The sequence below is a fragment of the Streptomyces sp. NPDC037242 genome (assembly GCF_055604165.1).
This window is the reverse complement of the sequence record NZ_JBVJUY010000001.1, coordinates 140,577-162,799: the sequence shown is the minus strand read 5'-3', so window position 1 is coordinate 162,799 and position 22,223 is coordinate 140,577. Positions and strand designations below refer to the sequence as shown.

The window sequence follows — 22,223 nt, the reverse complement described above, 5'->3', positions numbered from 1 at the left end:
CCCGGCCGTCCGCGACCGGGTCCCGTACTCAGCTCGCGGACAGCCGGAACGACATCCGGCCGAACCCGATCTGGTCCCCGTCGCGCACCACGGCCGAGCCCGTCACCCGGCGGCCGTTGACCGTGGTGCCGTTCGTCGAGCCCAGGTCCGTCACCACCCACACCCCGTCGCGCATGCTCAGCTCGGCGTGCGCCCGCGAGACGGTCTCGTGGCTGAGCCGGAGCCCGTTGCCCGGGTCGCGGCCGATCCGCAGCGGGCCGGCGCCGGGGTGCGGCAGCAGCAGCTTGGGCAGCTTCTCGGCGGCCCAGGCCCGCCGTACGCCCACCGACACGGCGGACACCCGTCCGACCCAGCCGAACAACCGGTGGGTCCACGGGCCTTCGGCGGCATCGCGCCCCTGGAGGTCGGCGGTGAGGACCGCGAGGTCCTCGGAGCGCCGGGCGATCAGGGCGAGTTCCATCCGGCGCAGAAACGTGTCGTGCGACAGCTTGCCGAGCGCGGCTCCCTCCCTGAGCTGGCCCAGCGCCCGGTCGCGCTCGGCGTCGGAGAGCCGCGGCGCGGGGTAGGCGGAGAACTCGAAACTGGACGTCACAGGGTGATTGTCGGCCCGTCAGGGCCGGAGTGTCCAGAACTCCCCCGCCGTGCCCGGAATGATGGGCCGGACAGGCATGCTGGGGTACCGCCGGCAGACGAGGGGACCGTCCGTGCAGTTCGAGGTGTGGGCACCGCTGACAGGTCGGGTCGCCATGCGGCTTGACGATGCCGCGTACGACATGGCGCGCGACCCGGACCGGGTCGGCTGGTGGGTCGCCGAGGCCCCCGCCGCCGACGGGTCCCGGTACGGATTCCTGCTGGGGGACGCGGTGGACGCCGGTGGACCCCTGCGCCCCGACCCCCGCGGGCGGCGGCTGCCGGACGGTCCCGACGGCCCCTCGGCGGTGGTCGACTTCCGCTCCCTCACACCCCGGGCCCCGTCGCCCCGCACCCCGCTCCAGGACGCGGTCCTGTACGAGCTGCACATCGGCACCTTCACCCCCGAGGGCACCTTCGATGCGGCCGCCGACCGCCTCGGCCACCTCACCGGGCTCGGCGTCACCCACGTCGAGCTGATGCCGGTCTGCTCCTTCCCCGGCCGCCACGGCTGGGGGTACGACGGGGTCGCGCCCTGGGCGGTGCACGAGCCGTACGGGGGCCCGGCCGGTCTCGCCCGGTTCGTGGAGGCGGCCCACACCGCCGGGCTGGGCGTGGTGCTGGACGTGGTCCACAACCACCTCGGCCCCTCCGGCAACCACCTCCCGGCCTTCGGGCCGTACTTCACGGACACCCACCACACCCCCTGGGGTGCGGCGGTGAACCTCGACGCGCCCGGCTCGGACGAGGTCCGCTCGTACCTCATCGGCAGCGCCCTCGCCTGGCTGCGGGACTACCGGATCGACGGGCTCCGGCTGGACGCCGTGCACGCGCTCGCCGACGGGCGGGCACTGACCTTCCTGGAGGAACTGGCGGCCGCGGTCGACGAACTCGCCGCCGAGACCGGCCGGCCGCTGTTCCTGATCGCCGAGTCCGACCGGTGCGACCCGCGCACGACCACCCCGCGCGCGGCCGGCGGCCTGGGCCTGCACGCCCAGTGGAACGACGACTTCCACCACGCCCTGCACTGCGCGCTGACCGGTGAGTCCCAGGCGTACTACGCCGACTTCGCCGAGGCCCCGCTGGCCGCGCTCGCCAAGACGATGACCCGGGCCTTCTTCCACGACGGCACCTGGTCCTCCTTCCGCGGCCGCCACCACGGCCGGCCGGTGGACCGCGGCCGCACCCCCGCACACCGCTTCCTGGGCTACACGCAGACCCACGACCAGATCGGCAACCGCGCGCTGGGCGACCGGCTCGCCGCCTCGCTCTCCCCCGGGCTGCTGGCGTGCGCGGCCGCGCTGGCGCTGACCGGGCCGTTCGTGCCGATGCTGTTCATGGGCGAGGAGTGGGGCGCGGGCACGCCGTGGCAGTACTTCACGGACCACCCCGACCCGGAGCTCGCCGAGGCGGTGCGCACCGGCCGGCGCCGGGAGTTCGCGGCCCACGGCTGGAAGGCCGAGGAGATCCCGGACCCCCAGGACCCGGCCACCCGGGACCGCTCCTGCCTGGACTGGGCCGAGCCCGGCCAGGCCCCGCACGCCCGGCTGCTGGACTGGTACCGCACCCTCATCAGGCTCCGCCGCACCCACCCGGACCTGCGCGACCCGGACCTGGCCGCGGTCCGGATCGCGTACGACGAGGAACGCCGCTGGCTGACCTACCGGCGGGGCGACGTCCGCGTGGTGGTGAACCTCGACCGGGAGCCGGCGACCATCGCGCTGGGCGGCAACGGGGTGCGGGTACTGGCCGCCTGGAACCCCGCCGACCACCCGGGTCCGGACGGGCGGATCCACGTACCGGGCGAGTCGGCGGTGGTCCTCGGTCCGTGACGGACTGCCCCGGATCCCGCGCTACTCGACGATCGCCATCTCGCGGGGCGCGTGGTTGAAGCTGCGGCCGCCGTCCTCGGTGACCGTGACGATGTCCTCGATGCGCACCCCGAACCGGCCGGGGAGGTAGATGCCCGGCTCCACGGAGAAGCACATGCCGGGGACCAGCGGCTGCTCCTCGCCCTCGACCATGTACGGCGGCTCGTGCGTGGTGACCCCGATGCCGTGGCCGGTGCGGTGGATGAACCGCTCGCCGTAGCCGAACTCGGTGATCACCGCCCGGGCCGCCCGGTCGATGTCCTGGCAGGCGGCGCCGGGCCGGACGGCCGCCACTGCGGCCTGCTGGGCCTCGCGGACGATGTCGTGGACGCGCTGCTCCTCGGGCGTGGGCTCGCCCACGTGCACGGTGCGGGAGATGTCGGAGCCGTAGCCGTGCTTGAGGCCGCCGAAGTCGAGGACCACCATGTCGCCGCGGCGGATGACGCGGTCGCCGGCCTCGTGGTGCGGGTTGGCGCCGTTGGGCCCGGAGCCGACGACGGTGAAGTCGACCTGGGAGTGGCCGTGGACGCGCAGCAGCGCGGCCAGGTCGGCGGCGACGTCGCTCTCGCGCCGGTCGGCGAAGGGGACGTGCAGGATCTGCGCGTACGCGGCGTCGGCGGCCTCGCCCGCCGCCGCGAGCCGCGCCAGTTCCCGCTCGTCCTTGACGGCCCGGAGCATGGGCAGGGCGTCGGTCAGCGGTACGTAGGAGGTGGTCGGCAACTCCCGCTGCAGGCCCAGGAGGTGCAGGGCCCAGGTGTTGTCGCTGACCCCGAACCGCCCGGCCACGTCCAGCAGCGGGGCCGCCGCGGTGTACGGGCTCTTCCCGTCGGCCCAGTCCCGCAGGGTCAGCGCGGCCGCGCCCGGCGCCTTGGCCGCGTCGGGGGCCTCCAGCGCGGGCACCACGAGCACCGGGTCCTGCCCGGCGGCGAGCACGAGCAGGGTCAGCCGCTCGGTGTCGACGGGCCGGTACCCGGTGAGGTGCGCCAGGTCGGGCCCGGGGGCGATCAGCAGACCGGCCAGTCCGGCGTCGGCGGCGCTCTGCGCGGCCGCGGCCATGCGGGCGGCGTAGTCGGCGGAGGTGAAGGCATCGGATTCCACGTCAGATTCCATACGGGGATCCTCCCGTGAGCCGTGCGGCGAGCGCAGCGGCCGCGCCGGACGAACCGCCGGGCGCGAGGAGTTCCGTACGGTGCACCAGGCGCGGCCCGGCCAGCGGTACGACGGCCCCCGCGGCGGGCCCCGCGGCGGCGGCCCGGGCCACCCGCAGCGGCAGTACGACCAGGCCGTGCCCGGCCGCGGCGAGGGCGCACAGGGCGTGCAGGTCGGTGCCCTCGTAGCGCAGGGCCGTCCGGGCCCCGGGCGGCGGCGCGCCGATGCCGGGGGCGTCGATCCAGCGCGCGTCGGCCAGGTCGCCGAGCCGCAGCTCCTGCCGACCGGCGCACGGGTGGCCGGCCGGGAGCAGTACGGCCAGCGGCTCCTCCGCCACGCGCGTGACGGTGAGCGGGGCCACGTCGGTCAGCCGCAGCGGGTCGCTGGGCGCGGCGAGCCCGTCGACGAGCCCGAGGTCGCAGCCGCCGGTGGCGACGGCGGCCGGCACCTCGGCCGGCGGCAGCACGTGCAGGGTGACCCCGGAGGCGGGCAGGGCGGCGAGCAGCCGGGGCCCGACGGACAGCGGGGAGGCGGCGAGCGCGACCCGCCCGGGCGGCGCGGCGGCCAGCCGCAGCACGTCGGCCCGGGCCGCGTCGAGGCGCAGCAGCAGCGGTGCGGCGTGCTCCAGCAGCCGCACCCCGGCCGCCGTCGGGGCCACGGGCCGCCGGGTGAGCAGCTCGACCCGCAGGTCGCCCTCCAGCGCGGCGATGTGCTGGGACACCGCGGACTGGGTGTACCCGAGCTCGCGTGCGGCGGCCGAGAAGGAGGCGAGGCGCGCCACGGTGGTGAAGGTGCGGAGCAGGTGTGGATCCATGCGCCCAGCTTGGCAGCTGTGCATCAGTGCTGCTTATGGAGTGTGCAGGAACAATCGTTGGCGCTGAACCCGGTCCCGCCCACAAGATGATCCACATGACCGCCGCAGACATTCCGCAGACCTCGAAGATCGCCCGCATCGCCCTCGTCGGCGACCGCTCCCCGCACGTCACCTCGCACGTCCGGGTCCCGCTGCTGCTCGACTCCCTCGCCTCCCGCGACGCCCTCGCCCTCGACGCCTACTGGATCCCGACGGCCGACGCCGAGGACTGGACCGCCTCCGGCGCGCTGGCCGGGTTCGACGGCGTCTGGGTGCTGCCCGGCAGCCCGTACGCCAGCGAGGCCGGGGCGCTCGCCGCGATCCGGGTGGCGCGGGAGGAGGGGATCCCCTTCCTCGGCACCTGCGGCGGCTTCCAGCACGCGCTGCTGGAGTACGCCCGCTCGGTGTGCGGGCTGGCCTCGGTCGCCCACGCCGAGAACGACCCCGGCGCCGACGCCGAGGACGCGCTCATCGCCCCGCTGGCCTGTTCGCTGGTCGGCCACCAGGGCCTCGTACGGGCCGAGCCCGGGTCCCTCGCCGAGTCCGTGCTCGGTGCCGAGCAGTCGATGGAGCACTACCACTGCAACTACGGGCCCGGGCCGCGCCACCTGCCGGCGCTGACCGAGCACGGGCTGCGGCTGTCGGGGCACGACGAGGACGGGCAGGTGCGGATCGCCGAGCTGCCCGGACACCCCTTCTTCCTGGCCACCCTCTTCCAGCCCGAGCTGTCCGGGGACGGGACCAGGCCGCACCCGATCGTGCGGGCCTTCGCCGAGGCCGCCGTCGAACACGCGGCCGGGCGCGCGGCCTCAGGCGCCACCGGGCGCGCCGCCGCGCCGGTCCTGGTGCACGCCGCCTCACCGGCCGCTTCGGCGGAATAACGCGTCGCAGGACCACCCCGCTGATCGGCTATGCTGTGCATGCACATCGAACGGGTGGTCCGCCGCCCGTCGTGGTGGGTGTAGCTCAGTTGGTAGAGCACCTGGTTGTGGTCCAGGTGGCCGCGGGTTCAAGTCCCGTCACTCACCCTGTTGGTCCCGTGGGGGGTACGAGGTTTTCCTCGTACCCCCCACGGGCTTTTCGCGTGTCCGCCGTCCGCCGTCCGCAGCCCGTGCCGAACTCAGGATTTCCATGAGCCCGAATGCCGTGCGCCGCGAGAGGTTCCCCGCGCTGCTGCTCGCGGCGGGCTGCCTCCTGGTGTGGGCGCTCGACCTGATCACCGTGGCCGAGCCCCGCGCGTGGACCGTCCTCACCTCCGGCGCCGCCGTCGGCGCGGTGGCCCTCCTGCCCGGCCGCTGGACCCGGCTCTCCCTCGACGGGCGGGCGCTGCTCGCCGCCGCCCTGTCCCTCGCCGTCACCGCCGCGCTGCTGCTGCCGGACTGGGGCACCGGCGGCAGTTGGGGGGTGCTGGAGTCGGCCGCACTGCTGGTGCTGCTGGCCCGGTGCGCCCGACACACCGCCCCGCGCCGGGTGGTCGCGCTGTGCGTGCCGCTGTGGGTGGCGGCCGCCGCGGCGCCGCTGCGGATGCCGAGCGACGCCACCGCGGAGACCGCCGCGTTCGCCCTGACCCTGGCCGCGGCCGGGGCCGCCGGGTTCGGCGGCTACCTGCGGATCCTGGACCAGCGCCGGGCCCGCGCCGTCGCGGCCGTACGGGAGCACGAGCGGCACGAACTCGCACGCGACCTGCACGACTTCGTGGCCCACCACGTCACCGGGATCGTCGTCCAGGCGCAGGCCGCGCAGGCGATCCGGGAGACCGCCCCCGAGCGCCTCGACCCGCTGCTGCGCTCCATCGAGCAGGCGGGCGCCGAGACGCTGGGCTCCATGCGCCGGCTGGTCCGCGTACTGCGGGAGCAGGACTCCGGAAGCGTACGGCCGCAGGACCTGCCGGCCGAGCTGAGCCGGCTCGTCGCGGACCGGCCGGGGGCGGTGCTGGAGCTGTCGGACGCGGCACTGCGCGTGCAGCTCGCCCCCGAGGTGGAGACCTCGGTGCACCGGCTGGTCCAGGAGGCGCTGACCAATGTGACGCGGCACGCCCCTGGCGCGCGGTCCACCCGGGTGCGGCTCACCGCCGACGGCGGACGCCTGACGGTCGAGGTCCTCAACGACGCCGGGACGGCCCGGCGCGGCCACACCCCGCCCGGCGGTCGCGGCGGACTGGGGCTGATCGGGCTGCGCGAACGGGTCGAGGCGGTGGACGGCGAACTCGCCGCGGGCCCGGCGGAGGGCGGCGGCTGGCGGGTGACCGGCGTGTTCCCGGTCCTGCCCGGCCTGGCAGGATAAAAGCCATGAAGAGGGATATCCAGGTACTTATCGCCGACGACCAGGAGATGGTCCGCACCGGCTTCGCCCTGATCCTGGGAGCACAGGACGGCATCGAGGTGGTCGGCGAGGCCCGCGACGGCGCGGAGTGCGTGGAGCTCGCCCGGCAGCTGCGCCCGGACGTCTGCCTGGTCGACGTACGGATGCCCGGCCTGGACGGGATCGAAGTCACCCGGCAGCTGGCCGGGCCGGGGGTGGCCGATCCGCTGCGGGTGGTGATCGTCACCACCTTCGACCAGGACGACTACCTGTACGGGGCGCTGCGCGGCGGGGCCTGCGGCTTCCTGCTCAAGGACGCCGGCCCCGCGCTGCTGGTGGAGGCCGTACGGGCGGCCGCGCGCGGGGACGCGCTCATCTCGCCGGCCGTCACGGTGCGCCTGCTGGAGCGGCTCGGCGGCCACCCGGCGGATGCGCCGCCCACGGCGGGCGGGGCGGGTACGCCGGGACGGCACCCGCTCTCGGAGCGCGAGCTGGACGTCGTACGGCTGGTGGCCCGCGGGCTGACGAACCAGGAGATCGCCGACGGGCTCTTCGTCTCGCTGTCCACGGTCAAGACCCACCTGGTCTCGGTACAGGCCAAGCTGACGCTGCGCAACCGCGTGGAGATCGCCGCCTGGGCCTGGGAGACGGGCACCGCAACCCCGTCCGGCCCGACCGCCTGACCCGTGCCCGGCCGGGGCGGCCATCGGCGGCGCCGGTTCCCGAGCCCGCCGCGGGACACGGAGTGTGTGCACATGGCGGGCGGGGGCCAGGCCGGCCGCCCCCGCACGAGGCGACGAAGGGCGCGCTGGAGTTGGCGGGTCCTGACGCGTCCTGACGGTTCGTTACGGGTCGTGACGGGGTCAATTCGACAGGTAGTAATTAGATGAATCCTCGACTGAATTCCCGTCAATAAACCTGAACCGATTATTTCGATTCGATAACTACGCCACGATAAAGGCCTGGACCATCACCTCAAGGGATGCTCAACTCCCTTGATTTCATTGGCAATTGAGTGTTCGTCAAATCAGACCTATAGGTAACGGAATGATTTCTTGACGCACGCTCCCCTTTGTCCGAATTTTCCGCCGCATCCGTCTGGCAGGCTTCCGCGCACCCAGTCACTCCGATCACGATTTGAGGTGCGCATGACAGGACGTCGCAGACGGCGGGAACACCGGCGCAAACCGCGCCGGTTCATACTTCTCACCGCCGCCACGGCCACGGCGGCGGTGATCGCCGCCGGCATCGCCTACTCCGGAATCGGCGACGGCGCCCAGGCGGCGGCGCCCGCACAGGCATCGGGAGCGGCCGCCGACGCCGCACCGGCCGCCGCGCCCGCCCGGGACGAGGAGCCGGACGCCCTCACGGGCACGCCCGCCAACGACGACGGGCGGGGCATGGTCTACAACGGCCTCCAGGCCGCCCCGCAGGGCGACCGGTGCATCGGCGTCTACCGCACCGCGGCCGGCTTGTGCACCCACGGCCCCGACGCCCCGCCCAAGGGCGTCGACATCAAGAAGGACATCGCGCCGGCCGTCGCCACCACGGCCGAGGCGGCCGATCCGGCCCGCCCCGCGGCCGAGGACCCGGCCGCCACCCAGGACGGCGGGCGTCCTCAGGACGCGCCCGCCGCCGCCGACGCCGGAGCCGCCAAGGGTGCTGCCGCCGCCGCGCCCGCGCCCGGCCCCGGCACCGCCGCGGCCGGCGACAAGGCCGTCGCCGCGGGCCCCGCGGGCCAGACCGTCCAGTGCGACGGCGACGGCAGCACCGGCAACCGCGTCCAGGTCGTGTACGTCCACGGCCCCGGCCGGGACCGCTTCTCCGAGTACGTCGCCTCGTTCCGCAAGTGGGCGGCAGACGCCGACCTCATCTACTCGACGAGCGCCCAGGAGACGGGCGGAGTACGCCACATCCGCTACGTCACGGCCGCCGACTGCACCCCGACCGTGCTCAACATCGAGCTCCCCGACTCGGCCCTGGCCGAGTTCAGCGCGACCAACGCCGCGCTCGCCGGCAAGGGCCTGGACCGCCGGGACCGCAAGTACATGATCTTCGCGGACACCAAGGTCTACTGCGGCATCGGCACCTTCAACGGCGACGAGCGGCCGGGCCAGGCCAACCAGAGCAACTTCGGCCCCTCCTACGGCCGTACGGACTCCGGCTGCTGGGGCGGCCACACCGCCGCGCACGAACTGGGCCACAACCTGGGCGCGGTCAACAACAGCGCCCCGAACACCAGCCGCGGCGCCCACTGCACCGACGAGTTCGACGTCATGTGCTACTCGGACACCCCGTACTACCCGCAGATGCGCAACATCTGCACCAACCAGGCGGCCGAGAACATCCTGGACTGCAACCACGACGACTACTTCCACACCAGCCCGAAGGCCGGCAGCTACCTGGCCACGCACTGGAACATCGCCGACAACCAGTTCCTGATGCGGAACAAGGGCGGCGGCGGGGGCGGCACCGACCCGAACCCCAAGCCGACCCCGACGCCGACCGCGAAGCCCACGCCGACCCCGACCAAGAAGCCCACGGGCGGACCGGCCGTGACGGCCGGCCAGATCCGCTCCGACTCCGTCGTGGTGAGCTGGCCCAAGGTCGAGGGCGCCGCCTGGTACCAGGTGCTGCTGAACGGCAAGCACCTGACCTGGGTCCAGTCCCAGGTGCTGCGGATCTACAACCTCCAGCCCGGCACCTCCTACTCCGTCGCCGTCTCCGTGCGCGACGGCGCCGGCCGCGACAGCGGCGCCGGCCAGGCCGCGTCCTTCCGTACGGCAAGCACGGACGGCGGGACGACCACCCCCGGCAGCCGCTACGTGCTCGGCAACGGAAGCACCGGCATGGCGGCCGAACTGTGGGGCGGCCGCAGCGCCGACGGCACCGTGCTCGTCGGGTCCCGTGCCAACGGCTACGCGCAGCAGCAGTGGTACTTCGACGACGCGGGAGACGGCCGGGTCCGCATCCGCTCGGCGGCGTCCGGCAAGTGCCTGCAGCCGGGCGGCGCGCCCTCCGCGGGCATGTGGGTCGCCCAGCGGCCGTGCGGCTCGGACGATGCGCAGTCCTGGCGGCTGACGTCGCGGGGCGGCGCGGTGACCGTCACGGACCCGGGCGGCGGCTTCGCCCTGACGGTGAGCAAGCGCCCCTACTACGGGACCTGGCTGCTGGAGCTCCAGCGCGCCGACGGTGGCGCGGCCCAGCTGTGGACCGTACAGAAGGCCGGTTAACCGGTTAACCGGGTAACCGGCTGACCCGCCCGACCCCGGCTGGACGGCCGCCTCCCCCGGCCGTCCAGCCGGCCCCTCCCCTCACCCCTCCCGGAGCACAGCGACGATGCACAGACGAACCGCTTTCCCGGCCGCCCTGACCTCCCTGGGCGCACTCGGCCTGATCCTGCTGTCCCCCGCCGCGGCGCACGCGCACGGCGACACCGTGAAGGTGGTGGTCACCGGCCAGCGGGCCGGCCACGTCACCGCGGACATCACCTGGGAGAACGACGGGGACGCCGTCGACACCGCGGTCGCCGCCACCGTGAACGCGGTCAGCGTCGACGGCTCCCGCACGCTCGGGCCCTGGCGCCTGGTCCGCGATCCGGCCGCGCCGCCCGCCGGGTGGAGCACGGCCGAGACGCTGCCGCCCGGGTCCTGGAAGGTGAGCGTGGACGTCGGGTTCCCGGCCCTTGGCCACGGCGACCGCGAAGTGGGCGTACCCGTGGTGGATCCGGCGCCGTCCACCGGCGGCCCGGCGGCGACCGCGACTGCGGCTCCGGCGTCGACCCCGGCCCCTGCGCCGACGCCCACGCCCACGCCCACGCCGACAGCGACGCCGGCCGCGAGCCCTGCGACCGAACCCGCCGCCGCGGACCGTACCGCTGCCTGGTGGACCGCGGCCGGGGTCTGCGTGACCGCCTTCGCCGGCGCGGCCGTCGGCGTACTGCTGCGCCGCCGCAGGGCGCGCAGGCGCCCGTAGGACCCCGGGGGTAGTCCGATCGGTGGAGGCCGGGCGGGACTTCCGTACCTCCGGCCGAGGTCTTCGGGCCGGGCCGGAGGGCAGTCTGGAAGGGTCTCGTGACCTGCCGACGAAAGCCCCGAATGACCCCCGCGACTCCCCCGACTCCCGTCAGAACCTCCCCCACCCCCGGCCACCGCATCGGTGCCGTGATGTTCCTCAGCCGGTGGCTGCAACTGCCGCTGTACCTGGGCCTGATCGTGGCCCAGGCGGTCTACGTGTGGATCTTCCTGAAGGAGCTCGCCCACCTCGTGGGCGACATCCGCACCCTGGACGAGACCGGCACCATGCTGATCGTCCTCGGCCTGGTCGACGTGGTGATGGTCGCCAACCTGCTGCTGATGGTGATCGTCGGCGGGTACGAGACCTTCGTGGCCCGGGTCGACCTCAAGGACCATCCGGACGAGCCGGAGTGGCTGAGCCACGTCAACGCGAACGTGCTGAAGGTCAAGCTGGCCACGGCCATCATCGGGATCTCCTCGATCCACCTGCTGAAGTCCTTCATCGAGATCACCAGGCCCAACTGGCACTGGGAGCAGACGATGTGGCAGGTGATCGTGCATCTGGCCTTCATCGTCTCGGCCATCGCACTCGCCATGATCGACCGCCTGCTCCCCAAGGCCGAGGACCACACGACCTAGGGCCGCGTAGGCACTAGCTGCGCAGGAAGGCCTCGATCTCGGTGGCGAAGGCCACCGGGGTCTCGTGCGGCGGGTAGTGGCCGGCGCCGGGCAGGGTGCGGATCCGGCAGTTCGGGTACCAGACCTGCCAGGTGGCGCGCATGACCTCGGCGGTCAGCGCGAGGTCGTACTCCCCGACGAGCACCAGCACCGGGACGGTGTTGCCCTTCACCGCGGCGGACAGGTCCAGCGGCTGCCAGCTCGCCAGGTACCCGGCGAAGGCCTCGGGCCGGGAGACGTCGAGGGAGTGCGCGACCATGCGCCCCAGCCAGTGCCGGCTCGTGCGGTTGCCGGTGACGAGGTCGAGGATGGCGCGGCGGTTCTCCGCGTTTCCGGAGGCGCCGTAGAAGAGCGCGTGGGTCGCGTCGTCCATCTCGTACGGGGCCGCCGGGACCGGAGTGACGCCGATCAGCTTCTCGATCCGCTCGGGGGCGCGGACCAGGACCTGCTGGGCCGCCTTGCCGCCCATGGAGTGGCCGAGGAGGGAGAAGGTGTCCCAGCCGAGCTGGTCGGCCAGTCCGAGGACGTCGTCGGCGATCTCGGGGAGGCTGTAGCGGCCGGGGACCTCGCGGCGCTCGCCGTAGCCGCGGTAGTCGAGGAAGGCGTACGAGAACTCCTGCGGGTCCAGGTACTCCAGTACGGAGCCCCAGTTCGCGGAGGTGCCGAACCAGTCGTGCAGCACGATGACGCGGACGGGTCCGGTGCCGATCCGGCGGTGGGTGATGGCCATGCGTTCTCCCTCGGTGACGGGCGGGCGGATAGCGACGCCGTACGTTCTGCCCACGGGGCCTACCATCACACCGTGATACCGACATCGGGCCCGAAGCCGTTGGAGATGGGGGACTTCTTCCGGACCGACGGTGCCCGCCACCCGCACCACCCCCGGACGTACACGGTCAGCGCCCCGGCGGAGATCGCCGAGGTCCGGGCCGTGAGCCCGTACGACCCGCACGCCGAGCACCCCACGGACCCCTACGACGGCGGACCGCTCGGATGCATGTGCGGGGAGGGGTGGATCCCGCCGCCCGCCACCCCGGAGCTGGTGCACCTGCTCGACCCGCTCTCCCCCGACGGGATCCCGGCCCGGCACCGGGCCCGGTGGGCGGCCGCGGCGCCCGCGGGGCTGCGCGCGTACGCCGAGGCCCTCGCCGGGGGCGAGGAGGAGCCCGACCTGCCGCGCGGGGTTCCGCTGAGCGTGGTGTTCAGCTGGCTCGGCTGCGTACGCGAGGAGCCCCGGGACGCGGCGTGGCTGCTCGCCGAGCGGGCTCCGGGGCGGCTGCTGGCCGGGCTGCCCACCGAGGAACTGGCCTGGGGCGTACGGGAGACGGACCGGGCCGGGCTGGACGCGGCCGTGCGGTTCTTCGCGAGCGAGGAGTTCACCACCCGCCACCCCAAGCGGCGCCGGGTCCCCGACACCGCGCGCGACCTGCTGCTCCGGCACGCGCGCAGCCACCGCCCCGGCGACCTCGCGGTCCTGGAGCGGCGGCTGCTGCGTACGCCGGACGACCGCGTCAGACGGTCCTGAGCGCCGGGTCGGAGACGCCCGGGGCGCCCGTCTCGACGTGGCCGGCGAAGCGGCGCAGGAAGGTGGTGTCGGCGTCGGAGACGACCTTGACGTCGTACCAGCGGCCCGTGGTGCGCAGGTCGACCGTGTGGGCGACCGTGGCGCCGGGGTTGACCTTGAAGGTCTGGGCGGCCCCGCCGTAGTCATTGGTCACCGTGAGGTTGACGGCGGCGCTGCCGGAGTTGGTCAGGGTGAGGTCGAGGTTGCCGGTGGCGTCCGCGTGGCGGGCGGTGACCTCGGGTCCGGCCTTCTTGGCCGGGCCCTTCCAGGTGCGCAGGAAGCCGTTCGGGCCCCAGACCGTGAGGTTGATCTGGTTGCCGGTGGAGCTGCTGGTGCTCCAGGTGTCCGACAGGGTCTTGCCCGCCTCGACCGTGTAGGGCCAGGGGCCGTCCGTACGGTTGCCCGAGGTGCTGTGGAAGTGGGCGCCGAGGGACGGGCCGCTGGAGAAGGTCAGCGTGAACTTGCCCGTGGAGGTGGTCGCCCTGCCGTCCACGTAGGGGGTGTAGCGCAGCGCACGCGTCGGCTTGCCGCCCGCTTCCTGCTTCGGCAGGGTGCCGGTGGCCGGCGGGACGGGGTGGTAGGACGGGTGGGTGTTGTGGTCCGGCGGTATGTAGCCGGCGGTGGAGGGCAGGGACGCCGGGGAGGCGTCCGCCTGCGTGAAGTCGAAGGCGGAGGTCAGGTCCCCGCAGACGGCGCGGCGCCACGGCGAGATGTTGGGCTCCTGCACGCCGAAGCGCTTCTCCATGAAGCGGATCACGGAGGTGTGGTCGAAGGTCTCGGAGCAGACGTAGCCGCCCTTGCTCCACGGCGAGACCACGATCATCGGGACGCGCGGACCGAGCCCGTAGGTGCCGGCCGAGTAGCCGCCGCCCCCGGCGTACAGGTCCTTCGACACGTCGGCGGTGGACAGGCCCCAGGCCGAGGAGGCCGGCGGGTACGGGGGCACGACGTGGTCGAAGAAGCCGTCGTTCTCGTCGTAGGTGATGAAGAAGGCGGTCTTCGCCCACACCGCCGGGTTCGCGGTGAGCGCATCGAGGACCTGCGAGATGTACCAGGCGCCGAAGTTGGTGGGCCAGTTCGGGTGCTCGCTGAAGGCCTCGGGGGCGGCGATCCAGGAGATCTGGGGCAGGGTGCCGCCCACCACGTCGGCGCGCAGCTTGTCGAAGTAGCCGTCGCCCGCCTTGACGTTGGTGCCGGTACGGGCCTTCTCGTACAGGGCGCTGCCGGGCTGTGCGCCCCGGTAGCTGTTGAAGTACAGCAGCGAGTTGTCGCCGTAGTTGCCGCGGAAGGCGTCGCTGATCCAGCCCCAGGAGCCGGCGGCGTTCAGGCCGTCGCCGATGTCCTGGTAGACCTTCCAGGAGACCCCGGCCGCCTCCAGCCGCTCGGGGTAGGTCTTCCAGCCGTAGCCCGCTTCCTGGTTGCCGAGGACCGGGCCGCCGCCGACGCCGTCGTTGCCCGTGTAACCCGACCACATGTAGTAGCGGTTGGGGTCGGTGGCACCGATGAAGGAGCAGTGGTAGGCGTCGCAGACGGTGAAGGCGTCCGCGAGCGCGTAGTGGAACGGGATGTCGTTCCGCGTCATGTACGACATGGTGGTGGCCGTCTTGGCGGGCACCCACTTGTCGTACTTGCCGTTGTTGTACGCCTGGTGCCCGCCCGCCCAGTCGTGGTTCAGGCCCTCGACGAACTGCATCCCCAGGTCGTTGACCTGCGGGTTGAAGGGGAGGATGTCCTTCGTTCCGTTGGACTGGTAGAAGACGGACTTGCCGTTGTCCTGCAGGACCGGACGCGGGTCGCCGAAGCCCCGTACGCCCTTCATCGCGCCGAAGTACTGGTCGAAGGACCGGTTCTCCTGCATGAGCACGACGATGTGCTCGATGTCCTGGATGGTTCCGGTGCTGCCCTGCGCCGGAATGGCGGCGGCCCGCGCGATGCTCTCGTTGAGCATCGCGGCGGCGGCACTGCCGCCCGCGATCTGCAGGAACCTACGGCGATTCAGTTCTGCCATGACGTGACGACCTCTATGGGGTGAGGGGGGTGTCGAGGGGCGCCCCAAGAACAGCGCCCCCGTCGTACCGGCTGGAGTTCCTTTCGTGACACTGCGCCGTACACCTGGAGAACGGAAGACCTCCCGCACCGATTCGTGCCCCGCACACCCCTCCTGTCTCCGGGGTCCGACCATGCCGAAGGGCCGGCTCCGCGAAGCGGAACCGGCCCTGGTGCGGTCGGCGGTGGAGCGGCTCGCCCGATCAGCCCTCGGTGGGGTGCAGGCGCAGGGAGATGGAGTTGATGCAGTAGCGCTGGTCCGTCGGGGTGGGGTAGCCCTCGCCCTCGAAGACGTGGCCCAGGTGGGAGCCGCACTTCGCGCAGAGGACCTCGGTGCGGACCATGCCGTGGGAGACGTCCGACTTCAGTTCGACCGCCTCGGAGTCCTTGGGGTCGAAGAAGGACGGCCAGCCGCAGTGCGACTCGAACTTCTCCGTGGAGCGGAAGAGCTCGGAGCCGCAGGCGCGGCAGGCGTAGACGCCCTCCGTCTTGGTGTCCGTGTACTCACCGCGGAAGGCGGGCTCGGTGCCGGCGAGGCGCAGCACCTGGTACTCGGACGGGGTCAGCTCCGCCTGCCACTGCTCGTCCGTCTTCTCGACCTCGTACGACATGACTCTCCCGCTCCTCGTGTCTTCAGCTCGACAGGCGGGCGAGGATGGCAGGACCGAGGTCCGTGACGTCGCCCGCGCCCATCGTGAGAACGAGATCGCCGGGCTTGGCCATTCCCGCGATGACCTCGGCGACGGCGCCCTTGTCGTGCTCGGCGGCGACGTCGGCGCCCGCGGTCCGGGCGGCCGCGATGATGATCTCGCTGGTGACGCCGGGGAGCGGGTCCTCGCGGGCGGGGTAGATGTCCAGGACCACGGAGGCGTCGGCGAGCGCCAGGGCCTGGCCCATCTCCTTGCCGAGCTCCTGGGTGCGGGAGAAGAGGTGGGGCTGGAAGACGACCAGGATGCGCGAGTCCCCGGCGGCGCCGCGGATGGCCTCCAGGTCGGCGGTCATCTCGGTGGGGTGGTGCGCGTAGGAGTCGATGACCTGTACGCCGGCCGCCTCGCCCTTGAGCTGGAGGCGGCGCTTGACCCCGGTGTACTTGCCGAGGGCCGAGGCGAGGTTGTGCGCCGGGATGCCGAGGGCGACGCCGGCGGCCAGGGCCGCGACGGCGTTGTGCGCGTAGTGGCGGCCGGGCACGGAGACGGTGAAGGTGAGCATCCGGCCGTCGATGACGACGGTGACCTCGCTGGTCAGGCCGCGCGGGGTGATCTTCGTGATCCGGACGTCGGCCTCGGGCTCCTCGCCGTACGTGACGACGGTGAGGCCCTCCTGGCCGCGGACCCGGCCCGCGATCTCGGCCGCGCCCGCCTGGCCGTGGGCGACGACCAGGGTGCCGCCGGGCTCGATCTTGCCGACGAAGGTCTCGAAGGACTCGTAGATCTCGTCCATCGACGCGTAGTTCGCGTGGTGGTCGAGCTCGGCGTTGAGGATGATCGCGACGCGCGGGGTGTACTTGTGGAAGCTGCGGTCGCTCTCGTCCGCCTCGGCCACGAAGATGTCGCCCTCGCCGTGGTGGGCGTTGGAGCCGGGGGCGTCCAGGTCGCCGCCGATGGCGTACGAGGGGTCCAGGCCCAGGGCCGACAGGGACACCGCCAGCATCGAGGTGGTGGTGGTCTTGCCGTGCGTACCGGCGACCGCGATCGGCCGCAGCCCGTCCATCAGGCCCGCGAGGGCGTCGGAGCGGTGTACGACGGGGATCCCGAGCTCCGCGGCGCGGGCCAGCTCGGGGTTGTCGGCGCGGATGGCGCTGGAGACGACCACGCAGGTGGCGTCGTCGGCGAGGTGGCCGGCGGCGTGCCCGATGTGCACGGTGGCGCCGTGGGCGCGCAGTGCCTGGGCGGTCTCGGAATCACGGGCGTCGCTGCCGGCGACCTTCGCGCCGCGCTGGGCGAGGATCTTCGCGATGCCGGACATGCCGGCGCCGCCGATGCCGATGAAGTGGGGCCGTTCCATGGCGGTCGGCAGGCCGGGCTTCATTCAGGTCGCTCCAGGATCGAGTACGGGTTCAGCCGCTTACACCCTATTCCTTGTGGGCGAAGAGCTTGAGCACCGGAACGCCGACCTTGTGCCGGGCCCGGGAGGCCCAGTCCCGGTGGAAGAACTCCTCCACGTAGTGCGGGGCGGTCAGGACGATCACCTCGTCCGCGCCGGTCTCCTCCACCACCGCCTTGAGCTTGTCGAGGGGGTGGTCCTCGACGATCTGCCCGACGGCCTTCGCGCCCTTCTTGCGCAGGGCCTCCAGGGAGTGTTCCAGGGCCTGCGCGGCGGGGCCGAGGGCGGCCGCGCCCTCGGGTTCGTCGCCCTCCCGGATGGCTTCGGGGAGCTCACCGAGCGCGACGTCGTCGATGGCGCGCAGCAGCCGGTCCCGGTCGCCGCGGGGCTGCATGAGGACGACGAAGGAGACCGGGTCGTCTCCGTGAAGGGTGGTGACGAAGTCCACGTCGACGGGGGTCAGCGGCTGCTCGATCATCAATACGCTCGTGAACACGGACGCCCTCTCCTTCGTGGGCCGAGGCCGACCGGCCCCTGCGGAAACCATCCTGCCCCGCTGTCGCACGGGGCCTGCGGATGTATATGTGCCCAGCGGAAGCTAAGCGGAACGACAAATTCCGCGTCTTGTCAGATCCGACGGTAGCTCGTGAAGAGGAACCCGGCCTCTTCCAGTACGCAGGCCGGTGCGAGCCGGTGCGGAACCGTGACGGAGGGGCCCACGGAGATCCGCTGGGCGTCTCCCGCCGTGAGGGTCGGCGAGATCGTCAGGCACAGCTCGTCCAGCGCGTCGGCGGCCACGAACTGGCCCAGCAGCCTCGGCCCGCCCTCGATCAGCTGGCGGCGCAGCCCGCGCTCGGCAAGGCCCCGTACGGCACGGACCGGGTCCACGCCGGCGCCTTCGCCCGCCAGCACGACCTCGACCCCGGCCGCGCGGGCCTGCGCCACCCGGTCGGCAGGGGCGCCGGCACCCGTGACCACCAGGGTGGGGACCAGCGGGGAGGTGAACAGCGGCAGCGAGAAGTCCAGGTCCAGGCTCGCGGTGACCACGGCGATGGCGGGTGCCGGGCCCTGTCCCGCGGCCTCGCGGCGGGCCGCGAAGGCCTCCCGGGCCCGTGCCGGGCGGTAACCCTCAAGGCGAACCGTTTCCGCGCCCACGACCACCACATCGGCCAGCGCCCGCAGGGTGCCGAAGATCCGCATGTCGGTCTCGCCGGAGATCGGCTGCGAGCGGCCGTCGTGCTGGGCGGCTCCGTCCAGCGTCGAAACCATGTTCGCCCGCAGCCAGTGGCCGTCCGGGCCGATCGCCGGGTAGGCGTACGCCTCGGCGAGCTCGTCCAGCGACCACTCGCGGTCGGCCGGATCCTCGGCCGAGGCCGGGTCAAGCGCTGATGTCTGATCGGTCACAGGGAACAGGCGTCGCATCGGTGCAGTGTGCCACGGCCCGTAGAGTTGAGTGCTGTGTCAACATCACTCTCGCCCTCCGGATCCCTCTCCGGCCGGCCGCCGATAGCCGACGCGGGGCCCCAGGCCCTGTGCGCCCGCGAGCCGCGGGTGCCCGCCGAACGGCTGGTGGCCGAGATGGTGCCGCCGCCCCGCTTCGACTCGGTGCGCTTCGACACGTACGACCCGGACCCGACCCAGCCGAGCCAGGCCGAGGCCGTCACGGTGCTCAGCGGCTTCGCGGCCGGTCTGGGCGGGGCGCACGCGACCGGGGCCGGCAAGCGCCGCTGGTTCGCCAAGAAGCCGGCTGCCCCGACCGCCCCGCGCGGGGTCTACCTCGACGGCGGCTACGGCGTCGGCAAGACCCACCTGCTGGCCTCCCTGTGGCACGCCACCCCGGCCGAGCCCGCGCTGAAGGCCTTCGGCACCTTCGTGGAGCTGACCAACCTGGTCGGCGCGCTCGGCTTCCAGCAGACCGTGCAGACCCTGGGCGGGCACCGGCTCCTGTGCATCGACGAGTTCGAGCTGGACGACCCGGGCGACACCGTCCTGGTGTCCTCGCTGCTCAGCCGCCTCGTCGAGCAGGGCGTGGCGCTGGCCGCCACCTCCAACACCCTGCCCGGCAAGCTGGGCGAGGGCCGGTTCGCGGCCGCCGACTTCCTGCGGGAGATCCAGGGGCTGTCCGCGCACTTCCGGCCGCTGCGCATCGACGGCCAGGACTACCGCCACCGGGGCCTGCCGGAAGCACCGGCCCCGTTCTCGGACGAGCAGGTCGCCAAGGCCGCGTACGCGACCCCCGGCGCGAGCCTCGACGACTTCCCCGGCCTGCTGGAACACCTGGCCCGCGTCCACCCGAGCCGCTACGGCGCCATGACCGACGGCATAGCGGCCGTCTGCCTGACGGACGTCGGCCCGGTCCCGGACCAGTCGACGGCGCTGCGGCTGGTGGTGCTGGCGGACCGCCTGTACGACCGCGAGATACCGGTGCTGGCATCGGGCGTCCCCTTCGACCGCCTGTTCAGTGACGAGATGCTGAACGGCGGCTACCGCAAGAAGTACTTCCGCGCCATCTCGCGGCTCACCGCGCTGGCGCGCGACGCGAAGCCCCTGGTCTCCCAGTAGGTTTGGGGACGCCGGCCCGTTCCCACGGGCCGGCCGTTTCCACTTCTGCGAAGGGACCCACCATGGCTGCCACACGCAACGCACACGCCGTCTGGGAAGGCGACCTGTTCGAAGGCAAGGGCGTCGTCACGCTCGACTCGTCCGGCCTCGGCAGCTACCCCGTCTCCTGGCCGGCGCGGACCGACGAGGCGGCCAACGGGCGCACCAGCCCGGAGGAGCTCATCGCCGCCGCGCACTCCAGCTGCTTCAACATGGCCTTCTCGAACGGTCTGGCGAAGGCGGGCAACCCGCCGGCCAAGCTGACCACCTCGGCCGCGGTCACCTTCGTGCCGGGCAAGGGCATCACCGGGATCCACCTCACCGTCGAGGGCGACGTGCCGGGGCTGGACAACGACGCGTTCGTCGCCGCGGCCGAGGACGCGAAGCAGAACTGCCCGGTCAGCCAGGCCCTGACGGGCACGACGATCACGCTGAGCGCGAAGCTGGTCTGACGATTCCCTGGCCGGGGGCTCGGCGGGGTCGGTGGTACGGCTCCGCCGGGCCCGTGCCGGGTGCTTGGCGGGGTCCGTGGTTCGGCTCCGCCGGGCGGGGCGGGTCCGGGGCCTGGGTGGGGTGCCGTCCCCGGACCCTCACGGCGCGGCGCGGCGCGGCGGGCCAGTGGTGACGGGGCGGCGTGGTACCACGGGCCGGTTGTGTCCTGTCACACCGCCGGGAGTCGCCGATGTCCCTCACCCGACGCAGCCTGCTCACCGCCGCCGGCGGCGGCATCGCCTTCGGCGGGGCGCTCACCGCGCTCTTCGCCGGGCCGTCCGGCGCCGCCCCGGCCGCCCGGGGCTACGGCCCGCTCGTGCCGGACCCGGCCGGTCTGCTCGACCTGCCCGCCGGGTTCGGCTACCGGGTGCTCTCCCGCGCCGGCGAGCCGCTGCGCTCCGGCGAGGGCCCCGTACCGGCCAACTGCGACGGCATGGCCGCCTTCGGTATCGGCGCCGGCACCGGCCGCGGCGGCGTACGGCTGGTCCGCAACCACGAGAACCGCACCACCGCCGCCCTGCGCGTCCCGGCGGTCGAGGGACTGACCTACGACCCCCACGCGCTCGGGGGCTGTACGGTCCTCGAACTCGACCCGGCCGGGCGGGTCACCTCCGAGCGCGTCGCCCTCGCCGGCACCGCCGTCAACTGCGCGGGCGGGCGTACGCCCTGGAACACCTGGCTGACCTGCGAGGAGACCGAGGACCGGGCCGGCACCTCCGGCTACACCCAGGACCACGGCTACGTCTTCGAGGTCGACCCCGCCGACCCGCACCGCTCGGGCGCGGTACCGCTCACCGCGATGGGCCGCTTCGCGCACGAGGCCGTCGCGGTGGACCCGTACCGCGGGGTCGTGTACCTGACCGAGGACGCCTTCATCGAGCCCTTCGGCCTGTTCTACCGCTTCCTGCCCGAGCGGCCGCTCGGCGGCCTGGGCTCACTGCGGGTCGGCGGCGCCCTGGAGGCCCTGCGCGTGCCGGGGCTGGCGAACCTCGCCGTGGTGGACCGGCCCGGGGCGGAGTTCCCGGTGGAGTGGGTTCCCGTACCGGATCCTTCGGCGGCCGTGACCCCCCTCCGGCTCCAGGACTTCGGGCCGGGCGGGATCACGCACGCGCAGAAGCTGGAGGGCTGCTACTGGGACGGCGGCGGTGTCCACTTCGTCTCCAGCTACGCCCGCAGCCGCGAGGGCTCCCCCGCCGACCACCACGGCCAGGTGTGGTTCCACGACCCGCTGCGCGGGCGGCTGCGGCTGGAGGTGGTCTTCGGCCCGGCCTCGGACGTCCAGTTGCCCGGGGACTCCCCCGACAACATCTGCCTGGCCCCGGACGGCGGGCTGATGGTGTGCGAGGACGGCGGGGGCGCGCAGTACGTGTTCGGGGTGGCCCTGGACGGCGAGGTGTACCCGGTGGCCCGCAACGCCGCCGACATCGGGCGGCCCGGGGCCCCGGAGTGGGGGGAGTTCGCCGGGGTGACCTTCTCCCCCGACGCCCGGACCATGTACGTCAACGCCTACCAGCCCGGGACCACCTTCGCCGTGACCGGGCCCTGGAGGTAGGACCGCGGGCCCTGTCGGGGCTGCCGTCCGGCCCTCGTGATCCGGTCTTTCGCCACGTCGCGTTCCCGTTCGATCTGCTGGAGGATCGAAGGGAGCCGACGGAGCGAGGTAGGTAGCGGTGGCCAAGAAGGACGGCGCGGAGCGGGGCGCGAAGAAATCCACGAAGGAGCCCGGGAAGAAGTCCGCCAAGGAGCCCGGGAAGAAGTCCGCCAAGGAGCCCGGGAAGAAGTCCACGGAGAAGGCGCAGAAGAAGGCACAGAAGAAGGCACAGGAGCAGGCGGCCGAGTCCGCAGGGTCCGCCAAGTCCTCCGGGTCCGCCGGGTCCGGCCCGAAGGCCGAGGCGTCGAAGGAGTCCCCGGCGGCCGCACCCGCGCCGAAGGGCAACGCTGAGGCCGGGCAGGCCAAACCGGTCTCGCTGCGCGAACTG

The 22,223-nt window shown here is 73.2% G+C and carries 20 protein-coding genes and 1 tRNA gene; 12 read left to right on the top strand and 9 right to left on the bottom strand.

All coding sequences use genetic code 11. The features are described from left to right. Positions 1-28: 28 nt before the first annotated feature. Positions 29-592: an FHA domain-containing protein gene (locus ACZ7GJ_RS00655; RefSeq protein ID WP_470747992.1), complete on the bottom strand. Its 564-nt coding sequence runs from the start codon at positions 590-592 to the stop codon at positions 29-31. Positions 593-704: 112 nt separating this feature from the next. Between ACZ7GJ_RS00655 and treZ the strand changes: the two genes are divergently transcribed. Next, positions 705-2,462: a malto-oligosyltrehalose trehalohydrolase gene (gene treZ / locus ACZ7GJ_RS00650; RefSeq protein WP_470747990.1), complete on the top strand. Its 1,758-nt coding sequence runs from the start codon at positions 705-707 to the stop codon at positions 2,460-2,462. Between the two features lie 21 nt (positions 2,463-2,483). Here treZ and ACZ7GJ_RS00645 read toward each other — a convergent pair whose 3' ends face one another. Together ACZ7GJ_RS00645 and ACZ7GJ_RS00640 are read right to left on the bottom strand one after the other, a co-directional pair. Beyond that, positions 2,484-3,611: a M24 family metallopeptidase gene (locus ACZ7GJ_RS00645; protein ID WP_470747988.1), complete on the bottom strand. Its 1,128-nt coding sequence runs from the start codon at positions 3,609-3,611 to the stop codon at positions 2,484-2,486. Next, positions 3,601-4,464 (bottom strand): LysR family transcriptional regulator, encoded by an 864-nt coding sequence (locus ACZ7GJ_RS00640; RefSeq protein WP_470747986.1) that lies wholly within the window; start codon positions 4,462-4,464, stop codon positions 3,601-3,603. The genes ACZ7GJ_RS00645 and ACZ7GJ_RS00640 overlap by 11 nt, the downstream gene beginning before the upstream one ends. A gap of 95 nt (positions 4,465-4,559) precedes the next feature. Between ACZ7GJ_RS00640 and ACZ7GJ_RS00635 the strand changes: the two genes are divergently transcribed. The 7 genes from ACZ7GJ_RS00635 to ACZ7GJ_RS00605 all read left to right on the top strand — a co-directional run bounded on the left by ACZ7GJ_RS00635 (position 4,560) and on the right by ACZ7GJ_RS00605 (position 11,459). Next, complete coding sequence (locus tag ACZ7GJ_RS00635; RefSeq protein WP_470747984.1) at positions 4,560-5,384, top strand: CTP synthase C-terminal region-related (seleno)protein; 825 nt, start codon at positions 4,560-4,562, stop codon at positions 5,382-5,384. 74 nt (positions 5,385-5,458) lie between these two features. After that, positions 5,459-5,531, top strand: a tRNA-His gene (locus tag ACZ7GJ_RS00630). Between the two features lie 103 nt (positions 5,532-5,634). Continuing rightward, positions 5,635-6,786: a sensor histidine kinase gene (locus ACZ7GJ_RS00625; protein ID WP_470747982.1), complete on the top strand. Its 1,152-nt coding sequence runs from the start codon at positions 5,635-5,637 to the stop codon at positions 6,784-6,786. A gap of 5 nt (positions 6,787-6,791) precedes the next feature. Continuing rightward, on the top strand, positions 6,792-7,487 hold the full coding sequence (locus tag ACZ7GJ_RS00620) for a response regulator (RefSeq protein WP_470747980.1): 696 nt from the start codon (positions 6,792-6,794) through the stop codon (positions 7,485-7,487). A gap of 465 nt (positions 7,488-7,952) precedes the next feature. After that, positions 7,953-10,037, top strand: coding sequence for an RICIN domain-containing protein (locus ACZ7GJ_RS00615; RefSeq protein ID WP_470747978.1), 2,085 nt, complete (start codon positions 7,953-7,955; stop codon positions 10,035-10,037). Between the two features lie 106 nt (positions 10,038-10,143). Then, a complete protein-coding gene (locus ACZ7GJ_RS00610) occupies positions 10,144-10,779 on the top strand; it encodes a hypothetical protein (protein WP_470747976.1) in 636 nt (211 codons plus the stop codon). Positions 10,780-10,970: 191 nt separating this feature from the next. After that, complete coding sequence (locus ACZ7GJ_RS00605; RefSeq protein WP_470747974.1) at positions 10,971-11,459, top strand: TIGR00645 family protein; 489 nt, start codon at positions 10,971-10,973, stop codon at positions 11,457-11,459. Positions 11,460-11,472: 13 nt separating this feature from the next. Here ACZ7GJ_RS00605 and ACZ7GJ_RS00600 read toward each other — a convergent pair whose 3' ends face one another. Then, positions 11,473-12,228: an alpha/beta fold hydrolase gene (locus ACZ7GJ_RS00600; RefSeq protein ID WP_470747972.1), complete on the bottom strand. Its 756-nt coding sequence runs from the start codon at positions 12,226-12,228 to the stop codon at positions 11,473-11,475. 72 nt (positions 12,229-12,300) lie between these two features. Between ACZ7GJ_RS00600 and ACZ7GJ_RS00595 the strand changes: the two genes are divergently transcribed. Further along, complete coding sequence (locus tag ACZ7GJ_RS00595) at positions 12,301-13,023, top strand: hypothetical protein (RefSeq protein WP_470747970.1); 723 nt, start codon at positions 12,301-12,303, stop codon at positions 13,021-13,023. Here ACZ7GJ_RS00595 and ACZ7GJ_RS00590 read toward each other — a convergent pair. The 5 genes from ACZ7GJ_RS00590 to ACZ7GJ_RS00570 form a co-directional block, all read right to left on the bottom strand. Then, the gene (locus tag ACZ7GJ_RS00590) at positions 13,010-15,070 is read right to left on the bottom strand and encodes a phosphocholine-specific phospholipase C (protein WP_470747968.1); all 2,061 of its coding nucleotides are present in this window, start codon (positions 15,068-15,070) and stop codon (positions 13,010-13,012) included. The genes ACZ7GJ_RS00595 and ACZ7GJ_RS00590 overlap by 14 nt on opposite strands. A gap of 241 nt (positions 15,071-15,311) precedes the next feature. After that, the gene (gene msrB / locus ACZ7GJ_RS00585; RefSeq protein ID WP_470747966.1) at positions 15,312-15,719 is read right to left on the bottom strand and encodes a peptide-methionine (R)-S-oxide reductase MsrB; all 408 of its coding nucleotides are present in this window, start codon (positions 15,717-15,719) and stop codon (positions 15,312-15,314) included. Between the two features lie 22 nt (positions 15,720-15,741). Then, complete coding sequence (gene murC / locus ACZ7GJ_RS00580) at positions 15,742-17,136, bottom strand: UDP-N-acetylmuramate--L-alanine ligase (RefSeq protein WP_470747964.1); 1,395 nt, start codon at positions 17,134-17,136, stop codon at positions 15,742-15,744. A 43-nt stretch (positions 17,137-17,179) separates the two neighbouring features. Continuing rightward, complete coding sequence (locus ACZ7GJ_RS00575) at positions 17,180-17,647, bottom strand: indole-3-glycerol phosphate synthase (protein WP_470747962.1); 468 nt, start codon at positions 17,645-17,647, stop codon at positions 17,180-17,182. 131 nt (positions 17,648-17,778) lie between these two features. Next, on the bottom strand, positions 17,779-18,573 hold the full coding sequence (locus tag ACZ7GJ_RS00570; protein ID WP_470747960.1) for a pyrimidine reductase family protein: 795 nt from the start codon (positions 18,571-18,573) through the stop codon (positions 17,779-17,781). A gap of 84 nt (positions 18,574-18,657) precedes the next feature. On the opposite strand from ACZ7GJ_RS00570, the gene zapE reads away from it, so the two are divergent. The 3 genes from zapE to ACZ7GJ_RS00555 all read left to right on the top strand — a co-directional run bounded on the left by zapE (position 18,658) and on the right by ACZ7GJ_RS00555 (position 21,796). After that, positions 18,658-19,713 carry a cell division protein ZapE gene (zapE, locus tag ACZ7GJ_RS00565; RefSeq protein WP_470748714.1) on the top strand — a complete coding sequence of 352 codons (1,056 nt, stop codon included), beginning with the start codon at positions 18,658-18,660 and terminating at the stop codon, positions 19,711-19,713. A gap of 62 nt (positions 19,714-19,775) precedes the next feature. Then, on the top strand, positions 19,776-20,204 hold the full coding sequence (locus ACZ7GJ_RS00560; RefSeq protein WP_470747958.1) for an OsmC family protein: 429 nt from the start codon (positions 19,776-19,778) through the stop codon (positions 20,202-20,204). 230 nt (positions 20,205-20,434) lie between these two features. Next, on the top strand, positions 20,435-21,796 hold the full coding sequence (locus ACZ7GJ_RS00555) for an alkaline phosphatase PhoX (protein WP_470747956.1): 1,362 nt from the start codon (positions 20,435-20,437) through the stop codon (positions 21,794-21,796). Positions 21,797-22,223 lie beyond the last annotated feature (427 nt).